14 protein-coding genes are annotated in these 23,602 nt (G+C 43.1%); 5 read left to right on the top strand and 9 right to left on the bottom strand.

The annotated features are described in order from the left end of the window. Window positions 1-22 precede the first annotated feature (22 nt). Window positions 23-3,280: a type I restriction endonuclease subunit R gene (locus ACUJFK_RS01335; RefSeq protein ID WP_445425822.1), complete on the top strand. Its 3,258-nt coding sequence runs from the start codon at window positions 23-25 to the stop codon at window positions 3,278-3,280. Between the two features lie 179 nt (window positions 3,281-3,459). Here the strand turns inward: ACUJFK_RS01335 and ACUJFK_RS01330 are convergent, their stop codons facing one another. The 6 genes from ACUJFK_RS01330 to ACUJFK_RS01305 all read right to left on the bottom strand — a co-directional run bounded on the left by ACUJFK_RS01330 (window position 3,460) and on the right by ACUJFK_RS01305 (window position 11,548). Then, a complete protein-coding gene (locus ACUJFK_RS01330) occupies window positions 3,460-5,043 on the bottom strand; it encodes an ATP-binding protein (protein WP_445425821.1) in 1,584 nt (527 codons plus the stop codon). Window positions 5,044-5,055: 12 nt separating this feature from the next. After that, window positions 5,056-7,152, bottom strand: coding sequence for a Mu transposase C-terminal domain-containing protein (locus tag ACUJFK_RS01325; RefSeq protein ID WP_445425820.1), 2,097 nt, complete (start codon window positions 7,150-7,152; stop codon window positions 5,056-5,058). Then, window positions 7,112-7,930, bottom strand: coding sequence for a TnsA endonuclease N-terminal domain-containing protein (locus ACUJFK_RS01320; RefSeq protein WP_445425819.1), 819 nt, complete (start codon window positions 7,928-7,930; stop codon window positions 7,112-7,114). Before ACUJFK_RS01320 ends, ACUJFK_RS01325 begins: the two co-directional genes overlap by 41 nt. Window positions 7,931-8,062: 132 nt before the next feature. Next, on the bottom strand, window positions 8,063-9,892 hold the full coding sequence (gene glmS / locus ACUJFK_RS01315) for a glutamine--fructose-6-phosphate transaminase (isomerizing) (RefSeq protein ID WP_306177463.1): 1,830 nt from the start codon (window positions 9,890-9,892) through the stop codon (window positions 8,063-8,065). A gap of 46 nt (window positions 9,893-9,938) precedes the next feature. Further along, window positions 9,939-10,706 (bottom strand): DeoR/GlpR family DNA-binding transcription regulator, encoded by a 768-nt coding sequence (locus ACUJFK_RS01310; RefSeq protein ID WP_445425818.1) that lies wholly within the window; start codon window positions 10,704-10,706, stop codon window positions 9,939-9,941. Between the two features lie 275 nt (window positions 10,707-10,981). Then, entirely contained in the window at window positions 10,982-11,548 is a 567-nt protein-coding gene (locus tag ACUJFK_RS01305; RefSeq protein ID WP_226750641.1) for a DUF1439 domain-containing protein, read from the bottom strand. Between the two features lie 256 nt (window positions 11,549-11,804). Here ACUJFK_RS01305 and ACUJFK_RS01300 point away from each other — a divergent pair, with 256 nt between their 5' ends. The 4 genes from ACUJFK_RS01300 (at window position 11,805) to ACUJFK_RS01285 (ending at window position 17,711) form a co-directional block, all read left to right on the top strand. Beyond that, on the top strand, window positions 11,805-14,657 hold the full coding sequence (locus ACUJFK_RS01300; RefSeq protein ID WP_445425817.1) for an EAL domain-containing protein: 2,853 nt from the start codon (window positions 11,805-11,807) through the stop codon (window positions 14,655-14,657). Window positions 14,658-14,744: 87 nt separating this feature from the next. Next, on the top strand, window positions 14,745-15,884 hold the full coding sequence (locus ACUJFK_RS01295; protein ID WP_226750643.1) for a dicarboxylate/amino acid:cation symporter: 1,140 nt from the start codon (window positions 14,745-14,747) through the stop codon (window positions 15,882-15,884). Between the two features lie 74 nt (window positions 15,885-15,958). Continuing rightward, the gene (locus tag ACUJFK_RS01290; protein ID WP_226750644.1) at window positions 15,959-16,201 is read left to right on the top strand and encodes a DUF1289 domain-containing protein; all 243 of its coding nucleotides are present in this window, start codon (window positions 15,959-15,961) and stop codon (window positions 16,199-16,201) included. Between the two features lie 142 nt (window positions 16,202-16,343). Then, window positions 16,344-17,711 (top strand): M28 family metallopeptidase, encoded by a 1,368-nt coding sequence (locus ACUJFK_RS01285; RefSeq protein WP_226750645.1) that lies wholly within the window; start codon window positions 16,344-16,346, stop codon window positions 17,709-17,711. Window positions 17,712-17,828: 117 nt separating this feature from the next. Here ACUJFK_RS01285 and glmU read toward each other — a convergent pair whose 3' ends face one another. From glmU to ACUJFK_RS01270, 3 genes are all read right to left on the bottom strand, one after another. Then, on the bottom strand, window positions 17,829-19,193 hold the full coding sequence (gene glmU / locus ACUJFK_RS01280) for a bifunctional UDP-N-acetylglucosamine diphosphorylase/glucosamine-1-phosphate N-acetyltransferase GlmU (RefSeq protein ID WP_445425816.1): 1,365 nt from the start codon (window positions 19,191-19,193) through the stop codon (window positions 17,829-17,831). A gap of 299 nt (window positions 19,194-19,492) precedes the next feature. Further along, the gene (locus ACUJFK_RS01275) at window positions 19,493-21,436 is read right to left on the bottom strand and encodes an alpha/beta hydrolase family protein (protein ID WP_306177467.1); all 1,944 of its coding nucleotides are present in this window, start codon (window positions 21,434-21,436) and stop codon (window positions 19,493-19,495) included. Between the two features lie 141 nt (window positions 21,437-21,577). Continuing rightward, window positions 21,578-23,527: an alpha/beta hydrolase family protein gene (locus ACUJFK_RS01270; RefSeq protein ID WP_445425815.1), complete on the bottom strand. Its 1,950-nt coding sequence runs from the start codon at window positions 23,525-23,527 to the stop codon at window positions 21,578-21,580. Window positions 23,528-23,602: the final 75 nt, after the last annotated feature.

The following is a 23,602-nucleotide window of genomic DNA, read 5'->3' as shown; positions in this document are numbered from 1 at the left end:
ATTGAGAACAAAGGGATTCAACATGTCTGATCAGGCCACCGAAAGTGTATTTCAAAATGACATTATTCAGCAATTGTTGGCTAATGGCTGGCAGTTGGGTCAGCCTGAGAAATACAATCGGGAACTGGCGTTATACCCTGAAGACGTAATTGGTTTTGTGCAGCAAACCCAGGATAAACAGTGGCAAAAATTTAAAGCGCTTTACCCGCATAATGCCGAACAAAAGTTGTTAGAATTAGTAGCAGCACAACTGAATAAAGCCGACCCCAACGCTACGCATAAAGATGCCCGCACCTACGGCACCCTTGGTGTGCTGCGCCATGAATTGCGTGACCGCAATGTTCGCATTAGCCTGTGCCAGTTTAAACCGGAGCATGATTTAAACCCCGACACCCTGGCGCGCTACCAGCAAAACCGGCTGCGCATTGTGCCTGAACTAGTTTATAGCCCTTGGGCGACTGAGGCGGAGCTCCTTGAGACTGGCACCAAAGCGAAAGCCTGGCGCATTGATTTGGTGCTATTCGTTAATGGTTTGCCTGTCGCCACGCTGGAATTAAAATCGGAATTTAAACAAGCGGTAGACAATGCGCTAAAGCAATACCGCACCACCCGTTTCCCTATATGCCCAACCACCAAAAAACCAGAGCCGCTGCTCACCTTTAAACGCGGTGCTATTGTGCATTTTGCGGTAAGCCAATATCAGGTGTATATGGCCACGCAATTAAACGGGGCGACCACCTATTTTTTACCGTTTAACAAAGGCACCAAAGAAGGCGCAGCGGGCAATGACGTGCCGGAAGATATTTCACGCTACGCCACAGATTACCTGTGGAATGAAGTGTTATTGCCAGAGAATATTTTAAATATCCTCGCCAGATTTGTGCATTTACACATTGAAGAAAAAGAAGACTGGGAAGGCCGTAAGTATAAAAAAGAAAGTATGATTTTTCCGCGGTATCACCAATGGGATGCCGTTAAGAAGTTACTAAATGCGGCAAAAACCGAAGGCCCAGGCCAAAAGTATTTAATTCAGCATAGCGCAGGATCAGGCAAATCTAACTCGATTGCCTGGGTGGCACACCAGCTTTCCTCGCTTTACGACCAAAAGGGTAATAAGCAATTTCATTCCGTGATTGTCGTCACCGACCGAACGGTACTGGATGCGCAGTTGCAAGATACCATCTACCAGTTTGAACATACCGACGGTGTGGTTGGGCGGATTAACCGCGAAGAGGGCGAAGGCTCAAAATCTGAAAAGCTGGCTGCGGCGCTGCAAAATTCGCAGCCGATTATTATCGTTACTATTCAAACCTTCCCGTTTGTACTGCAAGCCATTGAAAAAAGCGCCACGCTAAAAGAGCGGTGCTACGCCATTATTGCCGATGAAGCGCATTCGTCTCAAACCGGCTCTACCGCACGCAAATTAAAAGAAGTGTTAATGGTAGAAGCGCGTAATGACGGCCAGGATGAAGACGAAGAGCTAAGTGCAGACGATATTATTGCTGCCGCCGTCGCCTCGCGCCGTGTATCCACCAATTTAAGTTACTTTGCCTTTACCGCCACACCCAAAGCAAAAACCTTAGAGCTGTTTGGCCGTGTGCCAAAGCCAGATGAAGCGCCTTCGGAAAACAACAAGCCAGAGGCCTTTCATGTATACAGCATGCGTCAGGCCATTGAGGAAGGCTTTATTCTGGATGTGCTTAAGAACTACACCAACTACAAAGTGGCCTATAACCTGGCGCAAAAAATTAACGATGCCGACCAGCAAGTGGATAGCAAAAAAGCCAAGGTAAAATTAAACCAATGGGTTCGCCTGCATGATCACAATATCTCGCAAAAAGTGATGGTAATTGTTGAACACTTCAAAGATAACGTGATGGGTTTATTAGGCGGCCAGGCTAAAGCCATGGTGGTGACCAGCTCACGCAAAGAAGCCGTGCGTTATAAAACCAGTTTTGATAAGTACATTACGGAAAAGGGTTATCAAAGTATTCGGGCAATGGTCGCGTTTTCCGGCGAAGTAGAATTTAGCGAAAAAGATCCGAACTCAGCCGCACTGATTGGCGAAAAGTTTACTGAAACCAATATGAACCCGCACCTCAAAGGCCGTGATATGCGTAAGGCCTTTGATTCAGATTACTACCAGGTCATGATTGTGGCGAATAAATTTCAAACCGGTTTTGACCAGCCTAAACTCTGTGCCATGTATGTGGATAAAAAGCTTGGCGGTGTGGAATGCGTGCAAACACTCTCCCGTTTGAACCGCACCTACCCCAGTAAAGAAGTAACCGGTACTTTTGTGCTGGACTTTTTCAACGCCCCTGAAGACATTCTGGCGGCGTTCCAGCCTTACTATCAAACCGCAGAACTGGCGGATGTTTCAGATCCTAATTTAATTTTTCAGCTTTACGACAAGCTGCGGGCCCAAAGCATTTTCACCTGGAGTGAAGTAGAGCAATTTTGTCGTTACTTTTATGAGAGCAACAAATCAAACGCTGCCATTGCCAATATCTGTAAGCCTGCGGTAGAGCGTTGGCAAAAGCGTTACAAGTCTGCGGTAGAGGCGTTTAAGCAAGCCAAAGACATGTTTGAGCGCACCAAAAAGACCGGCGATGCGGTATTAATTGCTAATGCTGAAAACAGCTTAAAAGACTGCCAGAAAGAAAAAGATGCCCTGGAAATTTTCAAGAAAGACTTAGGCACCTTTGTACGCTTTTATGAGTTTATGTCGCAAATCGTCGACTACGACGATACCAACCTGGAAAAGCTTTGCCTGTACGCCCGCAACCTGCGCCCGATGCTGCGCGAAGCACTGATCGATGAAGATAACATCGACCTCAACAACGTGATGCTCAGCCATTACCGCGTGTCTAAAATTCGCCAGCAGAATTTACAGCTACTGGAAAACAATGGTGATTATAACCTAGAGCCAAACGAAGCCTTAGGGACTGCAAAGCCAAAAGATAAGAAAGAAGAATTTCTGTCACAAATTATCAGCCGCCTGAATGAGCTGTTCATCACCGATCACCTTACCGATGCGGATATGGTCAACTACGCCTATACCATTCGGGATAAAGTCGGCGAAAATGCCATAGTGATGACCCAAATCGCCAATAACTCACCCGAACAAGCCATGCTAGGTGATTTTTCAAAAGCGATTGATGACGCGATACTCGACAGTAACGAAGCGCAGCAAAACCAAATGATGCAGCTATTAAGTGATCCGAAGAAGTCAGCTGCTTTTGCGAAGGTTGTTTTTGATTTGTTAGTTGGCCGCTAAGAATCGATTTCATTTGCTAGGCATGGAAAATAATAAAGTTGATTCAAATTTTATTGGTACTGCGAGAGGTGATTTCCGAAGATTGATCAAATCACAGCCCAATCTTTTTTGCTAAATGCGCGCTATTATCCTTTTTTAGCAAAGATTTGTCTCGAAAGTTAAATTTAAAATGGCCCTATTTATAAATAATCAGTAATGCGTAATACAACTCCAGATTCCTTCAATCTTTTGTATGTATTGCCCTTTTTATCTAACGCCAACCTTAAATCTCCTACTACATAAGCAGGTTCTAACTTGGCGATTTTTGGTTTTTTGAGTTCTTTATTTTCCGGTTTTTGTTCTTTCAAATTCTTAATATGCGCCACTAAGTCAAAAAGATTACCGTTGGGCAATTCTGAAACAGCTTGCTCAGCCACTATAGGAGCAATATCATCACCAATACCCATATCGATAAGCATATTTATCAGCTTATCTAAAACTGTTGGAGCATCTTCTTTATTTTTTGCTGACAGCAAGGGCTGTGTAGTGTTTGGGAATCTTTCAGCGTTATTAATGAAAACTGACTTTGGAATTTCAAGATCTGTAAATTTTTCAATCTCCCTCTCTAAGCCACTTCGCAAAGCACTAATCATGGGTTTGATCATATGCAATTCTTCATTAAAAACTTGTACCACCAGTTCTTCACTAATGTGTTCGTTTCCTAACGTTATAGCGCGAGTTTGGGATAGATAAAAAAGTGCCACAGCAACATGGGCAATCCCTTGTGAGCAATCCCAGAACAACTCTTGCATCTGTAAAGTTAATGGCTGAGGCGATTTAAACCATTGCAACGACCACAAACGTTCAAAGAAACGCTCCCATTCAGTACCTTTATTTGTTTTATTTGAGTTATTAAATTTTTCCCAATTAAGGCTGCCAACTTGAGCCGATCTCCGAGCTGAGCTCATCAGTGGAGCGAAAAGTTTGTAAGCTTTTGGCGTTCCAATAAACAAAATGGGTAATTTTATTATGTTCGTTAATTTGATAAAAAATTGTAATATTACCTCCGAAGAGTTATTGGTCTTTATATCAAGATGTTGAATTTCATCAATTACCAGTAAGCCAATAGAATGTAATGCCGCAACATGCGCAAAATCACCAAGCAAAAGATCTGTACCTGCTTTTGGCTTAACATATTGACGTTCATATTCGGAGTTATTATCAAGTAAAGAATCGAGTGCTCTGAAAAAATTTATACAAAGACTCTTAACTGAAGCATTATGTGGCGTTTCTACTTTTAACCAAACAATTTGAACATGCTGATAATTAGGATGGACTATCACCTGGTCATAACCAGCCAGAATAGCTTCCACAGCCGTTGATTTGCCAGCACCTGAACAACCAAAAACTGAGCTTATCAGCGCTTCGTTACCTGCATTACGAGCAACACTCTTAGTAATTTCAATCGTTCTATTAATAGTATCCTGATAGCTCCGATCAGCAATGTTCCGACTCAGATACCCCTGCCTGATCATGCAGGAAATGGTCTGCTCTAACTGCAAATGTGCTTTGGTTGGATATAAAAAACCATCCATTATCCGAAGCATTGCATGTCGACGGATATGAGCAGGTAATATTACTTCCTCGGGTCGAATTATAGGCATTCGCTTAATTAAATTTGCCGTATCCTCTGGCGAATTAATCGGCTTCAAGGCGTTGATTAATGGATGTCCTTTATAATCGGCGATTTCAGCCTGAATATAATTTGCAGTTACAAAATCCATTAGCGTCCTCCCTTAAAAATCGTCTAAATCTGGATACGAAAAATCTTGTTTAGAGTTCTTATCTGTATTAATAGGCGTCACGGTTGCAACATGCTTGACTTCTGATTGTGCGGAATGTTCTATCCGGCTTTTATTTCGCTCTAAATTTTTTTCGTTATCACGATTTTCGCCAATACTTTGTAACCGACGGGTTTTCTTAGAAAATTTCGTGTTCTTTTGTCTATCAGTAGCTTGCTGAACTATTTTCTCAATTTCAGCCTGCAAGTCTGGTGCGATATAGTCTTCTTCTTGCTTAAAAGTAGCAGTTGTCTGATTCGATTCTTTGAGGATACTGATAGCTTCGGTAAAAGTCATATTCTGATAACGTCGGCTACGAGGGTGTAATGTGCATACCCAGTAATTTTCAAACTGACTATCTGGCCTCAGATAAATAGTATTAGTATCCAAAGTGTTATAGGCTATTTGGACGTTTGCAGGCCTTGAAATTGCCTTATTGCGGTGAAACCAACCCAATCTTAGAGCCTCTGAGCAAGTGTAAAATAGACCTTTAAAATTTATTCCATTAACAGAAACAGTGGCTTTTTCATATGGGAGTAAATTGACCGTAACTGTCTTTTGCTCCACTCTACGTAAAACACCAGTGCGATTGGAAATGCCCCAGTTCCATAACTTTAGTGGTATCGCAGGCAATTCCGTTGGCATATCAGCTTCGAAATCATAACCTTTAACAGGTGAATTATTATTGCGATTGATCTCAGCGAGGATTACGAGCTTGGTAAATTCGGACAATGTCATATTTGCCTCAAGTTCGTTTCTCTTGCCCGCTTTCTTTTTACCATTTACTGCTTCTACTCTGCCTCTTGCATAGGGCAGAATATCGACGTGGGTAGTTTTAAATGTTCTTTCAATAACCCCTTTATCATTGCCATGGTATGCTCTGGTATTGGTTAAAGTGATACCAAACCTATTAACCAAAATATCACCATGTTTACCCAGCATTTCTCCTCGATCTGCAGTTATTGATGCTGGTATCCCAATACTTGGCCAATCAGAAGCGGATATTTCAATACCGTAGCGACGGCAATATTCTACTTTGTCACAAAACGCATTAGCCAAGGCTATAGTGGCAGTAGCCCAAGATGGATTTTCTAGCCCAACATACAAACCGACTGTCATACGACTAAATACATCCTTGACCTTGTACATGATTGGTCTTCCTATAATGCGATCAGGATCATGCTCGGAAATTAAATAAATATCTGAAATGGTTGCATCAATTTCGTAACGTGCCCCAGGGCCAAAATTATTCACCGTTGCGGTACTTTTTAAGGGCGCAATATCTTTTTCATAAATGATTTGTGAGGTTTTTGCCTGTATTACTTCATGAGTCAGATAATTTCGCTGAAAAAAGTATCTAAATTGAGCATCTGTTGGTAATTCACTTTTATCGATTTTCGGATACTTTGATTTAAGGTAACCAATCGCTTTTATTCTGGCTTTGACCAAATCAATATCATCTTTAAGCAGGTAGAACCCCTCTATTGCTAGGCGGAAAAAATCTGCGACATCTTCAGTAATTACTATTCCTTGCCCTGGAGATACAGTCCGTTTTGCCCCTGCTTTATTTTTAACATTTCTTCTAACTTGTCCTGGAGAGCCGCATTTGCTGTAGTCGGGAGCCAAAGCATCTGGGGACATGCCACGTTGCCAGTAGCGCCTTAATTGACGGGTAATATAAAGACGAGATTCAGACGTAGTGGTTAACAGCGATTTAATGAGAACATTCCGCTGTTTTTTATCAAACAGCTCAAAATAAGTATCAAGCAAGGGAGATATCGTGCTGAAAGCTCTGTTTCTGTATTGTTCAGCAGTTGAGTTTGGTTCTGGGGAATTCAATAGAATAGGATCATCTATCTGAGCTAGACCCAAATTAGCAAACTCGGTTGTACTTACTTTAAACGGCCAAGCATTTTCATCATTGATATCTATAAGCATTAAAAAATCAGCGTGCAAAAAAACTACCCGAAATTGTGCTTTTTCCTCAGCACTTGATTCTTCAAATACTTGGTTAAGATACACTTGATATGCCCTCAGCCAAAATACCAACATCTTCAACCAAAATAAGTTCCGAACAACTCCACTTACTGAACACTTTGTCTAAAGGTACGCTTAAATAATTTGCAGCAATAACTTTGCGGAAAAAACCAATGTGAAAGCCTGGCTCACATGAGTATTCATCATCTAACGCGGCACAACGAGTAGTTAGCCTAATATTAGAGCCGGCAAGTCTTTGAAAAACTAAAGGTATATCTAAATCAGATAGCTCTGTATAAATTTCATCTAAATTTTGGCTTGCAGCATGAATCCATTGAAGGTTTTCTTTTAAAGATGCGCTGATTTCAAACTCAGTGAAAAGTTTCCATTGATGACCTTGCTGTTCCCAAAAATACTTTTCAATTTGTAATTTTTCAAGAACCCTTGGGTCTTGTAACTCCTCAGATCTTTTTACAGCAATAGCTAATTTTGGCTTATTTTTCAGCTCAATAACTAAATCTGTGGTAACGACTTTAAGTTTACCAGCAATCTGAGGGTGCTTAATCCCTAGGTGTTTACAAATGCTTATTGTATCGACAATTGGTAGCGGGAATTGTTCTTTTATATCAATGGTAAATTTATAACAATCGAATATAAGGAAAGCTGAAAGTTCTATGCGAGAGAGAAGATGATGAATTCGAAAGGAGTGGCGACCGAATATCCGAAAACTCTCTCCTGTACTACTTATCTCATGAACCTTAATAAAGGGCTCATATTGACGACCAGAACCCAAACCTCTGGTTTTTAGAAGCTTTTCATCAAATGGGTGGAGTGGTTTTTCGGAATCTAGCATTTTGACCTCCTAACTGTACAAAGTATATTAGGAGGTCAAAAAAATATCAAACTATAATACAAATTATCAAACTATATTATAAATTATCAAACTATATTATAAAACTACAAAAAAACAAACAAAATCAATGACTTATTCAACCGTTACACTTTTGGCTAAATTTCTTGGCTGATCTACGTCGGTACCCTTTATGATTGCCACATAATAGCTCAGCAGCTGCAATGGCAAGGTATACACCACTGGTGCCAACCATTCGTGAGTATGTGGCACATTGATAACTCGCATGGTCGCGTCAGACTTAAACTGCGCATCGGCATCGGCGAACACATACAAGATACCGCCACGGGCGCGTACTTCTTCCACGTTCGACTTCAGCTTTTCTAACAAGTCATTGTTTGGCGCTACCACGATAATCGGCATATCGGCATCAATTAATGCCAGTGGGCCGTGCTTAAGCTCACCCGCCGCATAAGCTTCAGCATGAATGTAAGAGATTTCTTTCAGCTTTAATGCGCCTTCCATCGCAATGGGGTACTGATCACCGCGGCCTAAGAATAACGCATGGTGCTTGTCGGCAAACTCTTCGGCTAAAGCTTCAATTTGTGGCGCCAGCGCTAAGGTTTCTTCTAACTTGGCCGGTAAACTTTTCAGGGCATGAGTTAATTCACGCTGCTTTTCAAGGCTTAAGCCGTTGTATTTACCTACCGCCATGGTCAACATGGCTAAACCCACTAACTGCGTGGTAAATGCCTTAGTAGAGGCAACACCAATTTCTGCGCCAGCACGGGTCATAAAGGCTAAGTCAGATTCACGAACCAGTGATGAACCCGCCACGTTACAAATGGTTAAACTGCCTAAGTAACCGGCTTCTTTCGCTAAGCGCAGCGCGGCTAGAGTATCGGCGGTTTCACCTGATTGCGAGATACTGACCAATAAGCTGTTAGGCTGCACAAAAGATTTGCGGTAACGGAATTCTGAAGCGATTTCGACATTACAAGATACACCGCCTAATGACTCCAACCAATAACGCGCCACCATACCAGAGTGATAACTGGTGCCACAGGCAACAATTTGAATATGCTTAACTTTTTTGAATAGCTCAGCTGCGCCATTACCAAAGGTTTCGTCTAGCACGCTATCATTGCTTAAACGGCCTTCTAAGGTGTTGTTGATCGCTTGTGGCTGCTCATAAGTTTCTTTGAGCATAAAGTGACGATATTGGCCTTTATCACCGGCATCGTAACTGACGTTGGATTCATGCACTTCACGCTCAACCGCGTTACCGTCTTTATCAAAAATACTGACACTTTGCCGAGTAATTTCGGCTACATCGCCTTCTTCCAAAAACATAAAGCGACGGGTTACCGGCAATAAGGCCAGCTGATCAGAGGCAATAAAATTCTCACCGATACCTAAACCAATCACCAAGGGGCTACCTGAACGGGCCACCACTACACGGCTAGGATCGGTTTTATCTAATAACACGGTACCGTAAGCGCCATGCAGTTGTTTTACCGTTGCTTGCACGGCTGCTAACAGTGAACTAGCTTGCTTTAATTCTTCTTCTACTAGGTGGGCAATTACTTCGGTATCGGTGTCTGAGGTAAACACATAACCTTTCGTTTTAAGCGCTTCGCGCAGCGGGTTATGATTTTCAATAATACCGTTGTGTACCACGATGATATTGCTAGAAATATGAGGGTGCGCATTACGTTCACTTGGCTCACCATGCGTTGCCCAGCGCGTATGCGCAATACCCGTACCGCCAAGCACCGGCGCTAATGCCACCGCATCGGCTAGCTCTTTTACTTTACCTAAACGGCGTAAACGCTGTAACTCACCTTGCTGGTTAACAACCGCCACGCCCGCCGAGTCATAACCGCGATATTCTAAACGGCGCAAACCTTCAACTAAAATATCAACCACATCACGCTGCGCTACTGCGCCAACAATGCCACACATATTCTTACTCCGTTAAATAAACTAAAAGGGTTCGCAAAATTGCTACTTAACACGCTGCGCGGATCACGCTAACGCCTTGCTGTTCTATTTCCGCGGCCTGAGCAGCGGATAAACCGGTATCGGTCACCAATACTTTAATCATTGACCAGGGTAATTCTAAATTGTGTATTTTTCGCCCCAGCTTGTCTGATTCCAGCATCACGATGACTTCGCGAGAGACCTCTGCCATAACTCGGCTTAAGCTGTACAACTCATTGTAAGTAGTTGTGCCGCGAGCTAAATCGATGCCATCGGCGCCAATAAAAAGTTGGTCGAAGTCGTAATTACGTAACATTTGCTCGGCTAATTGGCCTTGAAACGCTTCAGACTGCGGATCCCAGGTACCACCGGTTAAAAGTAGCGTCGGCTCGTTTTCCAATTCACGCAAGGCATTGGCGATGGCTAATGAATTAGTCATGACCACAAGGCCACGTTTTTGCACTAGCTCTGGCAATAGTGCCGCCGTGGTACGGCCACTGTCGATAATAATTCGGTAATGATCTTTAATCAGCGTCGCAGCCGCTTTAGCAATTGCTAACTTTCGTTCTGAAACTTTCGCTAAGCTACTATCAGAAATAAAATCTTGTGGTACCGGCACAGCACCACCGTATCGACGTAATAATAAGCCGGCTGCCTCTAGGGCAGTTAAATCTTTGCGGATGGTCACTTCAGACGTGTTAAATTGCTCCGCCAGCTGCTCAACGGTCACTTCGCCCTGTTTTTGCAATTGGGCAACAATCAAATGCCGACGCTGTTGTGTGTTACGTTTGTTCATTTCTTTCACTTGGTTTCGAAACGAAAGATATTCTAACGATTTCTGCTGCTTTTGCAAGCAAAAGCAAAAAACCAAATTTATTAATGATAATTATTTGCATTTGCGTTTGGGTTAATTTATAGTCTGCGCTATCAACGGATGGACGTGAGCTCTTGCTCTGATAAGGATGTTCTGGTCGTTGTTAATGTTGTCCTGCATTTATGGGGAGCTTAGGCTCCCCACTTTTTTACAACCCTCTGCCACCTTGTTCTGTCTTAGCCGAGAAACGATAGCTGTTAACGACTTTTCCCCGCCGGTAAAAAGGCAATTCGACCTTGTTGCACAGTCATATTTATCGGTAGTGCGGTTAATAATTTTACCGTTGGATCGCTGGTATCCAATTTATAAACTGGGTTAGTCGCCAAAAATTGATTCACTATCTGCAATAACTCGTTGGTCACCGGCGTAAGGTTACCGCGGTAGCCTGCAGCTTCAATCGAAGAGTCGAGTAATTTTACTGAGCGCACAAATACCGCTTTTTGTTCCGCATCATAATAAGGAGCCCCTTCAACCTGCAGTTGCATACTGGCAGGATACGTTAAACCGAACAGGCTTAAGGTTGCCGAAGCAGCCGTGTTAATTTGCACCAGATCGCTATTATCCGGGCCAATTTTAACTGCCATACTGTCGACCGCCAGCTTTAAAGGGATCCCGGCAACATTGGCTTGTCGCGTTAACTCAGGGATTTGCTGGCTAATCATCTGCTCTAATTGTGTTTCAGAAACAGAGTAAACCGGCATTTGGCCCAATTGACTGCAACCGACCAGCAAAATCGTTAAAATAAATAACCCTATTTTTCGCATTATCTTGTCCTGTTTATTGAGTTAAGTTGCAGCCTTGCTAATAGGCTTTGATCTAATTAACCTTACCTTAGTTAAACTTAGTATAGGCTGAATGTAAGCAACGCTTACCTGTTAAGGCCTTTTTCTTTGCGTTAGCGCGAATAATCCTCGGTAAACTCCATAATGTTTTCTTTTTTTGCTTGTTTTCAGAAGTAGATCAAACGTATTTTACCACCTTATGCTAGCCTTGAAGCTAAGCTATAAGAATTAGGTGGCTATGACTGCATTACTGCAAAAGGTATTTAATCGCGTTTCACATGCCAATATTTTCGCGATCCCGGCAATAATCGCGTTGATTATTTTAATTTGTTCACCTTTTGTCAGTCGGCTGATCCCTGGTATTAGCGACATAAATTACCTACCGCTGCACTCTATTTTAGAAATTATCTCTGTTAGTTTTGCCTTTATGATTTTTGCCGTCAGTGCTGAGCGCATTCTGATTAGCATGAATATCCGCACCGCGATCTTGGCATGTGCTTTTTTGGCGGTAGTCTGTTTTGATTTATCGCATTTATTATCTTTTACTGGCATGCCCGACTATGTCACCCCTAGCGGCCCACAAAAAACCATTTATTTCTGGCTTGCAGCCCGCTTCACCGCCGCTGTAGCATTATTCTTAGCAGTACTGCCACTGGCCAATCGGCCCATTAAACGAGCCGTCTTTGTAAGTATGCTGGTAATAACCGTAGCGATAATTGCGCTAGTACATATGGTTATTTTTTATCGCGCCAACGCATTACCCACGGTCTATGTGCCACAGCAAGGCCTAACCTTAACCAAAATTGCTGCGGAATATCTGTTTATTAGTTTGAATATTCTGACCATCTTATGGATGCGCTTTGGCTATGCTCAAAACACTCACTATTATGCGCCAGCTTTATATACCGCCATGTGGTGCTTAATTTGCAGTGGCTTTTACTTCACCTTATATCTTGATATGCATGACGCCTATAATGCTGTTGGCCATGTTTTTAAAATCGCCGCTTATTTATTTTTGTACCGTGCACTGCTGCATGAAGTGCTAAGCAAACCTTATTTAACGCTGATAGAACGCGAAGCCGATATCTCTGCCACTTTGGCTGCGATCCCCGATGTGTTATTTGAAGTGGATGATGAAGAGCGCTTTTGTCAGGTTAAAAATACCGATAAAGTCCCCATGTACCTGCCACCTGAGCATTTTTTAGGGAAAACCTTAGCGCAATGCATGCCGAAAGAGGCTTATATTGCGGGTCAAAAAGCTATTGCTCAAGCGCGCCAGTCAGGCCGCTCTGAACCTTGTAGTTATCCTTTACTTATCGAAGGTAAAGTTTTCTGGTTTCAAGTGATTGCCGCACGCCGACAAGCCAAGTCAAATAAGCCTCGCTTTGTCTTAGCGGTACGAGATATCACCCAGCAAATGTTAGCGGAAGCCGAACTGAAGGTAAATGCGTTGGCGTTTTATACCCGTGAAGGCATTATGATTACCGATGCCAATAATCATATTATTAAAGTTAACCCAGCTTTTTCTTTTATTACCGGCTATGAAGCCCATGAGGTCGTTGGCAAATCACCGTCAATATTAAGCTCGGGGCAACATGATGCCGCCTTTTACAAAAAAATGTGGCTAGCTCTAAGTGAAAACGGTTTATGGCAAGGTGAGATTTACAATAAACGCAAAAATGGTGAGATATTTCCTGAGCAAGTCGTTATCAATGCTTTAACCGATCAGCAAGGCACTGTTACTCATTATATCGCCAGCTTTAATGACATTAGCAAAGCAAAAGCAGACCAGCAATATATTCATCAATTGGCGTTTTATGACCCGCTGACCAAATTACCCAATCGACGTTTATTGATCGAGCGCACTGCGCAAGCACAAACGCATAGTGATCGCAGCGGGCATTACGCAGCCTTGTTTTTTATTGATCTCGACCACTTTAAACAACTGAATGATAGCCTTGGCCATTCATATGGTGATGAACTATTGCGGCAACTTAGTGAGCGTTTACAGCAGGCCATTCGGGAACAAGATACTTTAGCAAGACCAGGCGGCGATGAGTTTATTTTGTTAGCGCAATTCAACAGCAGTGAACTAACCAAAGCCACGGAGGATGCCCATCAGTTGGGCCACAAGTTATTAGAGATCATCAACAACCCTTTTGAATTGAAACAACATCACTATCAAATTTCAGCCAGTATTGGGATAGCGTTGTTTAACGATAATAAGAAAAATATTGATGATTTAATGTCTTCAGCTGATCTTGCGATGTATCACTCGAAAGAAATGGGGCGTAATCAACTGTACTTTTTCGAACCGGGAATGCACAAAACACTACGAAAAAAACAACGATTAGAACAATCATTAAAACAAGCAATCAGTAAACAACAACTAAAATTGTTTTATCAACCTAAAGTTAATAGCCAAGGTCAGATCGTCAGCTATGAAGCACTGATCCGCTGGTTTCATCCAGAATTTGGTTTGATTACACCTAACGACTTTATCCCCTTAGCGGAAAACTCATATCTTATTAATGAAATAGGCGAATGGGTGTTAACAACGGCTTGTCAGCAAATACGCGTATTCCAACAACAAGGTACTCCTTTGCCCATTGCCGTTAATGTCAGCGAGCGACAATTAGTGCAGAAAAACTTTGTTGAAATTGTCAGCAGTATTGTGCAAAACAGTGGTATTGATCCCCACCTTTTAGAGCTTGAAATAACCGAAAGCATGCTTAATGAAGATTTGGAAAACACACGAATAAAACTACTGGCGTTAAGCAAGCTGGGCATCACATTTTCACTTGATGATTTTGGTACGGGTTATTCCTCGCTAATTTATTTAAAAAACCTACCGATCACCGTTCTCAAAATTGACCGATCTTTTGTGCATGAGTTTTTAACGCAAGAAACCGATTTGGCCATTGTAAAAACCATTATCGCCATGGCAAAGTCGTTATCATTGCATGTGGTTGCAGAAGGTGTTGAGCAACAAGAGCAATTTGAAATGTTAATGAGTTTAGGTTGCGATTTGTTTCAAGGCTACTTATTTGGTAAACCCGAGCCACTTACACCGCCAGAGCCGACAGAATAAGTCTGGTCGGCTCGCGAGCACATATTAAGTTATGTTATGCTCAGATCGCTACCCCAAGGGATACCTCATAACTAGAACGAGAACACTATGGCACTGATACTAAAACTGATTGCCGGCATTGTGCTGGGTATGTTGTGCGGTCTGTTTGCACCGCACTGGCTAACGCAACTACTGCTGACCTTTAAAGGCCTTTTTGGCCAACTGTTATTTTTCACCATCCCATTATTAATCTTATTTTTTATTACTAGTGGTATTGCGGCCTTGCCTCGCAATTCAGGTAAATTACTGGGCCGCACGCTGGGTATTGCCTATTTGTCGACGATTTGCGCAGGTACCTTAGCCTTTATCGTTGCGGCGTTAGTTGTGCCGATGCTGGCGCCTGCAACTGCCGATTTAGCCAGTATTGATGGCGTAAATTTAACACCTTATATCGAGATGAATATTCCACCGGTGTTTAATGTAATGACCGCTCTTGCACTCGCCTTTGTATTTGGTTTAGGTATTGCTAGTACGCAAGCCACTTCGTTAAAGCAATTATCTGATCAAGGCCGCGATATTATTCAGCTGTTATTGAGCAAAATTATCATTCCCTTTTTACCGCTTTATATCGCAGGCGTTTTCGCGCAAATGGCGGCGGCAGGTACGGTGTTTGTTACCTTAAAAACCTTTGGCATTGTGTTAGTTTTAGCCTTGGTTCTCCATTGGTTATGGATCGTACTGCTATTTACTGTTGCAGGTTTAAAAGCGGGTAAATCACCACTGAGCTTAATCAAAACCATGTTGCCCGCCTACTTTACTGCGCTGGGTACCATGTCGAGTGCAGCCACGATCCCGGTATCACTGCAGGCCACCAAAAATAATGGCGTGAAAGAAGACGTTGCCAATTTTGCAGTACCCTTATGTGCCACGGTGCATTTATCAGGCTCGACCATTACTATCGTCAGTTGCGCTGTGGCAGTGATCATGATGAAGAGCAATCTGGAGATCCCATCTTTATTTACCATGTTGCCGTTTATCCTTACCTTAGGTGTGGTGATGTTGGCGGCGCCAGGTGTTCCCGGCGGTGCAGTGATGTCAGCCGTAGGTTTACTGGGCTCCATGCTTGGTTTTGGCGAAGGTGCTATAGCCCTGATGATTGCCCTGTATATGGCACAAGATAGCTTTGGTACCGCCTGTAATGTCACCGGTGACGGTGCCATTGCCGTGTTAGTCGATCAAGCCGACTAACCGTAAACCGGCATATCGACAAGTGATGTGCCGGTATCAAACACACAATAATTTTTTTAATAAAAGAGCTGTTAATGACCATTTCTTCGCCCTGTGTGGCATGCTGCAAATTAGATGAGCACAAAGTGTGTGTTGGTTGTTACCGACATATCAATGAAATTGTCGACTGGAATCGGCAAAGTGAAGCCGACCTAGTATTAATTATGCAAAAAGTCGCCTTACGCCGCGAACACTATCAGCAACAAGATGCCAACAGTATCGCCACCTCACCGATCACCCAAGCTGAATGGCAAGCGGCAAAAGCCCAGCGTAAATAAGCGTAAAACACCGTGTTGTGTTGCCATCCGTGCAACAACAAAAAAACCATCACAGATATACTGCAACTGACCGCAAGCATCACAACCAAGTATTCAGCTAATCTGTATAGTAAACCTGAGTTGACTCAAACTAGGATCGATTATGTTTACTGCCCGTACTTATCTGGCTGCCTTGTTACTCGCAGCCTTACCCGCACAAGCTCAACAAAATGATAATAAACAACAAATGTTGCATGCGATTGCCGAAGCCCCTTCTGCCGACAATATTAAACGCGATATTGAGAAGCTAGTGAGTTTTGGTACTCGCCATACTTTGTCTGAAACCGAATCGGATACGCGTGGTATTGGCGCAGCACGACGCTGGATCAAAGCTGAATTTGAAAAAATCTCCGCTGAATGTGGAGGCTGTTTAGAAGTATCTTATTCTACAGGGGTGATCAGCGGTGAAGCACGCATCCCCAATGCCACGGAAGTAGTCAGTGTTATTGCCATCCAACGCGGTAAAACCGACCCTAATCGTTTCGTCATTATGTCAGGTGATATTGATTCTCGGGTATCCGATGTGATGGATTTTACCAGTGATGCGCCAGGTGCGAACGATAACGCTTCGGGTGTTGCCGGCACGTTAGAAGCCGCCCGCGTATTAAGCAAATATCAATTTAACGGTAGCATTGTTTATGCGGCTTTAGCTGGTGAAGAACAAGGCTTATTTGGCGGCAAAATCTTAGCACAACAAGCCAAAGACGCAGGCTGGCGCATTAAAGCGGTATTAAACAACGATATGATTGGCAATACCGCCGGAATTAACGGTGTGGTCGACAACACCACGGCGCGCGTGTTTGCTGAAGGCACTCGGGCCAACGAAACCGAAGCCGAAGCGCGCAGTCGCCGCTTTACTGGCGGTGAAAACGACTCACCGACGCGTAACCTTGCCCGTTATATTGATTTGATCGCAGATAACTACATGACTAACTTAGATGTGATGCCAGTCTATCGGTTAGATCGTTTTGCCCGTGGTGGTCATCATCGGCCTTTTAACGATTTAGGCTACCCAGCCGTACGTATTATGGAAACCAATGAGCACTATGATCGCCAGCATCAAGATTTACGCACCGAAAATGGCATCGTTTATGGCGACACCATTGATGGCGTTGATTTTGCGTATGCTGCAAAACTAACGGCCCTGAATGCCGTTAGCTTAGCCAGTTTATCTTGGGCACCTAATCCACCTGCCGACGTAACGATTAAAGGCGCAGTGAGTGCCAATACCACTTTGTCATGGGCCGCTCCCTTGCCGCAAGAAGACAAACTGGTAAAAGGTTATAAGATTTACTGGCGTTATACCGACGCTTCAGCTTGGCAGTTTAGCCGTGAAGTGGGCAAGGTAACCGAATTTACCTTAGAAAACGTAGTCATTGATAACTACTTTTTTGGTGTAGCCAGTGTTAGCCAAGATGGCATTGAAAGCCCTGTGGTCTTTCCAGGCGCAGCGGGTTCCTTTGGTAATTAAACATCAATGAGCCTAAGCATTTACGGTAAGCTTTTACAGTAAGTACCCCAGGCTAAACTAAAACAAAAAAGCCGGTCTTTTCATGACCGGCTTTTTATTAGCGCTTAAGACGCGCGTTTATTTTTTAATTTTAACTGGGCGCTGCCAGTCAGAAATATGCCGCTGTTTAGCACGAGCGACGACTAACTCACCCGCTTCGGCATCACGGGTTAATACGGTTCCGGCACCCACAGTCGCATTTTTACCTACGGTTACCGGTGCAACCAGCGCACTATTTGAACCAATAAAGGCCCCATCTTCGATAGTTGTGACAAACTTATTGGCACCATCGTAGTTACAGGTAATGGTTCCGGCGCCAACATTCACTTTGTCACCAATGACCGCATCACCTAAATATGTTAAGTGATTCGCCTTAGAGCCTTGGCCTAAGGTGGTTTTTTTCATTTCAACAAAGTTACCAACATGGCTGTCATCTAGCATAACCGTGTCTGGTCGTAAACGAGCGAAAGGGCCAACCGAGCAACCACTGCCTACGCGGGCTTTTTCAATCATCGAGTTAGCTTTTATCTCGGTGTTATCGCCGATAACACAGTCTTTTAAAATACAGTTAGCGCCAATGGTTACGCCTTTACCCAATACCACCTTGCCTTCAAAAATAACGTTGATATCAATCATTACGTCATTGCCTACTTCAACACTGCCGCGCACATCAATACGTGCAGGATCCCGCAGGTTAGCGCCAGCTAGCATCAGTTCTTCTGCTTTACGCTGCTGATAGGCCCGTTCTAATGCCGCTAATTGCACGCGGTTATTAGCCCCTTCTACTTCCATCGGATTTTGCGGATGTGCCGTCGTAATGGCGACACCTTCGCTGTGCGCCATGGCAATAATGTCGGTGAGGTAATATTCGCCTTGCGCATTGCTATTCGATAAGCGGCCCAACCAGCCTTTAAGCTGTTTGCCTGGCAGCGCCATAATGCCGCTGTTGACTTCAGTGATCTTAAGCTGCTCGGCTGTGGCATCTTTTTGTTCAACAATACCAACCACTTTGCCATTGTCGCGCACGATACGGCCATAACCGGTTGGGTTAACTAAGTTCACCGTTAAGATAGCCAAACCGTCAGCGGGTTTAACGGCTAACAATTGCTGCAAGGTTTCAATACGGGTTAACGGCACATCGCCGTATAACACCAGTACCGTATCGTCATCGGCGATATTGGGGATGGCTTGCGCCACCGCATGGCCAGTACCCAACTGTTCGGCTTGCAACACCCAATGCAGTGGCTGTTCACCCATGGCCGCTTTTAATGCGTCAGCACCATAGCCATAAACCAGTTGCGGTTTAGCTGCACCAAGCGCACGCGCAGTATCAATAACGTGTTGTACCATTGGCCGCTCAGCCACCTTGTGCAATACCTTAGGTAAGTCTGATTTCATACGGGTGCCTTTACCGGCAGCCAAGATCACTACATTTAATGCCATAACCAATTATCCTTAACGTTTTAATGCGGCTATTCTACCTGAAAACACCATGGCTTGTGGACGTTTGCGGTTTAGATTTTGTTCATCTGGCGCTGCTTAATAAGCAGACACAGGTAAGTACGCCTTTTGCGATGGGTAAATCGTAATAAATAGCCATGGCCGCAGCTGTGGCCTGTGCTCAGTGCTAAGCTATAGCGATGTCGACTAACAAGTCTACAGACTAGTAAACGGGCTATTAACAAATAAAAAGGGCTAACACCAACGGTGCTAACCCTTTTAGTTGCTCATTAAAAAGCGATTTAATTCGCAGCTTGTTTATCGCCAATATATTTATCAAAGAAAGCTAACATCTTTTGCCAGCGCTCAACGTTATTCTCTGGTTTATAAAAGCCATGGCCTTCTTTTTCTTTCACTAACCACTCATAAGGATGATTACGTTTATCCAGTTCTTCCCGTAAGCGGTTCGCGTGAATAATCGGCACGCGTCTATCCTCTTCACCATGAATGATAAATACCGGTGCTTTTAATTTATCCAAATGTTTAATCGGTGATTGCGCATCCAGTTGCTCTTGGTTACGGCCAATTGCCATTTCTAAATAATTAATACCGCTTTTACGTTCTTGAATATCACCATCGGTATACATTAAGTTTAAGTCAAAAACACCGACAAAACCGACGGTACATTTATACAAATCGGGTTCGCGCACTGCACTCATTAAGGCGGCATAACCACCATAAGAACCACCGTAAGCACACACTCGATCTTGATTAACAATACCCTGCTCAACCAAATGCATGACACCATCTGTCATATCATTAATCATTGTTGTGCCCCAATTCTGATAACCGGCTTGTAAAAAGCTCCGTCCAAAACCGCCTGAGCCGCGAAAGTTTGGCTGTAACACCGCATAACCGTGTTGCGCTAACACTTTGGCATCTGGATTAATTTCTAAAAAATCCCTTGGACCATGCGGGCCTCCATGCGGATTCATAATTAAGGGTAAGTTTTTCGCTTCAACGCCACGAGGTAAGGTTAGGATGGCATGAATGTCTAAACCGTCTCGACTTTTATAAATAATGGCCTTAGTTTCAGCCAATAATTCTGACTTCATCCAAGGACGGCCATTTAACAAAAAGCTTAACTGATTGTTTTTGGTGTCAAACAGATAAAACTCTGGCGGATGGTTAGCCGAACGCGTGGTAAGAACCAAAATACTGTTGTCTCGAGTTGCTGAGTTAATAGCAATTTTCTTTCCTGGAAAGGCCGCTTTTAAGCTTTGTAAGTAACCACTGAAGGTTTTATCTTTAACGTCAGCAAAAAACACATCCTCATGCGTGTCATATTCATAAGAAGCGCCTATCACTTCTTTTAAAAACCCGTCTTCGATACTGAAACTCGGTGTAACATCTACTTTAGGATGATGAGCTAGTATTTCTTCTTTACCCGTTTCTGGATCCATAACACTTAACGCTTTGGTATCCGTTTGAGTATCACTTATCCCCACTACTCTTTTATTATCCGCTAAAAACGCGATGGGTAAAAAACTACCATCACGCTGGCCATAACGGCGTAAAGTAACCCAATCTGATTTTTCATCCTTGCGGTACATCATGACCATTTCGTTGTCATTATCTTGGTCTTCACCCACAGCCATCCGTGCTACACCGTTATTGTCAGTAATCATGCCTGAAGAGCGCATTGGTGCTCTGGCCACCTGCCTAGTACGACCATTTTCAATATTTAACCGCTTAACTAAACTAAATGACCCTTTACGGTTTGGTGTGCTGGTTGTAATAAGCACATACTTGTCATCATCTGGTAAATAGTTAATCACTTGTGCGGGATCTTTTTCTGTTTCAGAACGATAACCCGTTAGCATTCGGGCATTAGAGCCATCCGCATTTACCGCAAAGATTTCACCGGTGCCAACCGGTTGCTCTAAAGCACCGATATCACGCACTAAGGTGATCAATAAACGCTCATTATTAGCCCAGTCGATAGAGCCGATAGAATCTCGGCCAGTAAAGTGACGAACGCTGATAATTTTGTTTGATTTAATATCAATAACGTTGAGGTAAACGTTGCCTTCTTCACTGCGGCTAGTCGCCGCTAAGTATTTACCCGATGGCGATATTTCAATTTCAAGAAACTGGGAAGGGCGTGCAAAATCTTCCAAGGTTAACTCTGCTGCCTGCACAGAAACGACCGCAAAAAATAGGCAACTTATTAGTAGTGCTCTCATTTTATTTACCTCAATTTTTATCAAAGCGTAAGGCTAAATCGCTTTATTATTATTTAAATTCGCAAAAACGCGTAAAATATCAAAATAAAAAAGGGCTGTTATATAAGGTATCAGCCCATGTTTAAGATAATAATTTATCTGTTAATTGGCCGCTTGCGTATCACCGATATATTTATCAAAAAAGGCTAACATCTTTTGCCAGCGCTCAACGTTATTCTCTGGTTTATAAAAGCCATGGCCTTCTTTTTCTTTCACTAACCACTCATAAGGGTGGTTACGTTTTTTCAATTCATCACGCAGTACTTCGGCTTGGATCAGCGGCACGCGTTGATCTTCAGTGCCATGAATAATAAAGATAGGGGCTTTTAGCTTATCAAGATTTTTGATGGCCGATTGTGCATCTAAGCGCGCTTTATCACGGCCGATATACATTTCTAACGTATTTAAGCCGCCTTTTGATTCTGTGGTATCACCATGTTCATACATTAAATTCAAATCTGACATACCGACAAAGCTCACCGCACACTTATATAAATCAGGTTCACGCACCACGCTCATTAATGAAGCATAACCACCGTAAGACGCACCGTAAACACAAACGCGATTAGCATCAACCATGCCTTTATCGATCAGATGTTTCACGCCATCGGTCATATCATCGATCATAGTGGTGCCCCAGTTTAAATAGCCCTGCTGCAAAAAGGAACGGCCAAAACCACCTGATCCGCGAAAGTTTGGCTGTAACACCGCATAACCATGTTGAGCTAACACTTTGGCATCAGTATCAATTTCTAAATAATCCCGAATACCATGCGGGCCACCATGAGGTAATAAGATTAATGGTAAATTTTTAGCGGCTTTGTCTTTAGGTAAGGTCAGTACAGCATGAATATCTAAGCCATCACGCGAGGTGTAAAATATCGACGATGTTTGTGCCAACTGTTCAGCTTTCATCCAAGGCTGACCGTTCAAAAGATAACTTAATTGCATATTGCGCGTGTCAAACAGATAAAACTCACGCGGGTGATTGGCCGAATGAACAGTTAACACAGCCAAGCTGTTATCTTTAGTAATCGAGGTAAAGTTAACTTTTTTGTCTGCAAAAGCGGCACGTAAACCTTGTAAATAACCACTAAACGTTTTGTCTTGAATATCTTCAAAGTAAACTTCTTCGTAGATATCATGTTCATACGAAGCACCGATGACTTCATTTATAAAGCCGTTTTTAATACTGTAGATTGCCGAAACATCCACTTTAGGATGATGGGCAATGATTTCCTCTTTGCCGGTTTCAGGATTAAGAATACTAATGGCTTGCGTATCGGTTTGCGTATCACTAACGCCAAGCACATGTAAATTATCAGGCATAAATGACAATGGCGTGAAAGAGCCATCACGTTTACCATAACGACGCAAAGTCTCCCAATCCGCTTTTTCATTTTTGCGGTACATCATGATCATTTCATTATCGTTTTCTTGATCGATACCAATAGCGATCCGTGCAACACCTGTGCGATCAGTCATCATGCCAGAAGAGCGCATCGGCGCGCGCGCCACTTGCCGAGCACGGCCATTTTCGATGTTAAGACGTTTAATTAAACTAAAAGACCCTTTGCGGTTGGGTGTTGAGGTGACGATTAACACGTAATTTTCATCTTCGGGTAAATAGTTAATGACGGAAGCGGGCGTTTTTTCATTATCCGCACGGTAGCCCGTTAACATACGCGCATTAGAGCCATCGGCATTTACGGCAAAAATTTCACCCGTGCCCACCGGAGACTCTAAAGCACCAATATCACGCACTAAGGTAATTAAGATCCGCTCAGCATTAGCCCAATTAATTGAACCAATCGAATCTCGCCCCGTAAAATGACGAACACTAATAATTTGATTGGTTTTTATATCAATAATTTGCAAATAAATATTACCCTCATCACTGCGTGAAGTTGCAGCGAGGTATTTTCCGGTAGGTGATATTTTAATATCCAAAAACTGTGCAGGGCGTGCATAGTCTTCTAAAGTAAGATTTTGTGCCTGCACAACGATAAGGCATGATGCTATCAATAGTAGAAAACTATACAACGAGCGCATAAAACGATGTCCTGTTATTTTTTATTTTTGCCAACAATTTAATATAAATACCTTTCAGAATTGAAACAAGTTTTA

It is taken from the genome of Alishewanella sp. HL-SH06, from assembly GCF_052656265.1.
This window is presented reverse-complemented; position numbering and strand designations above follow the sequence as displayed.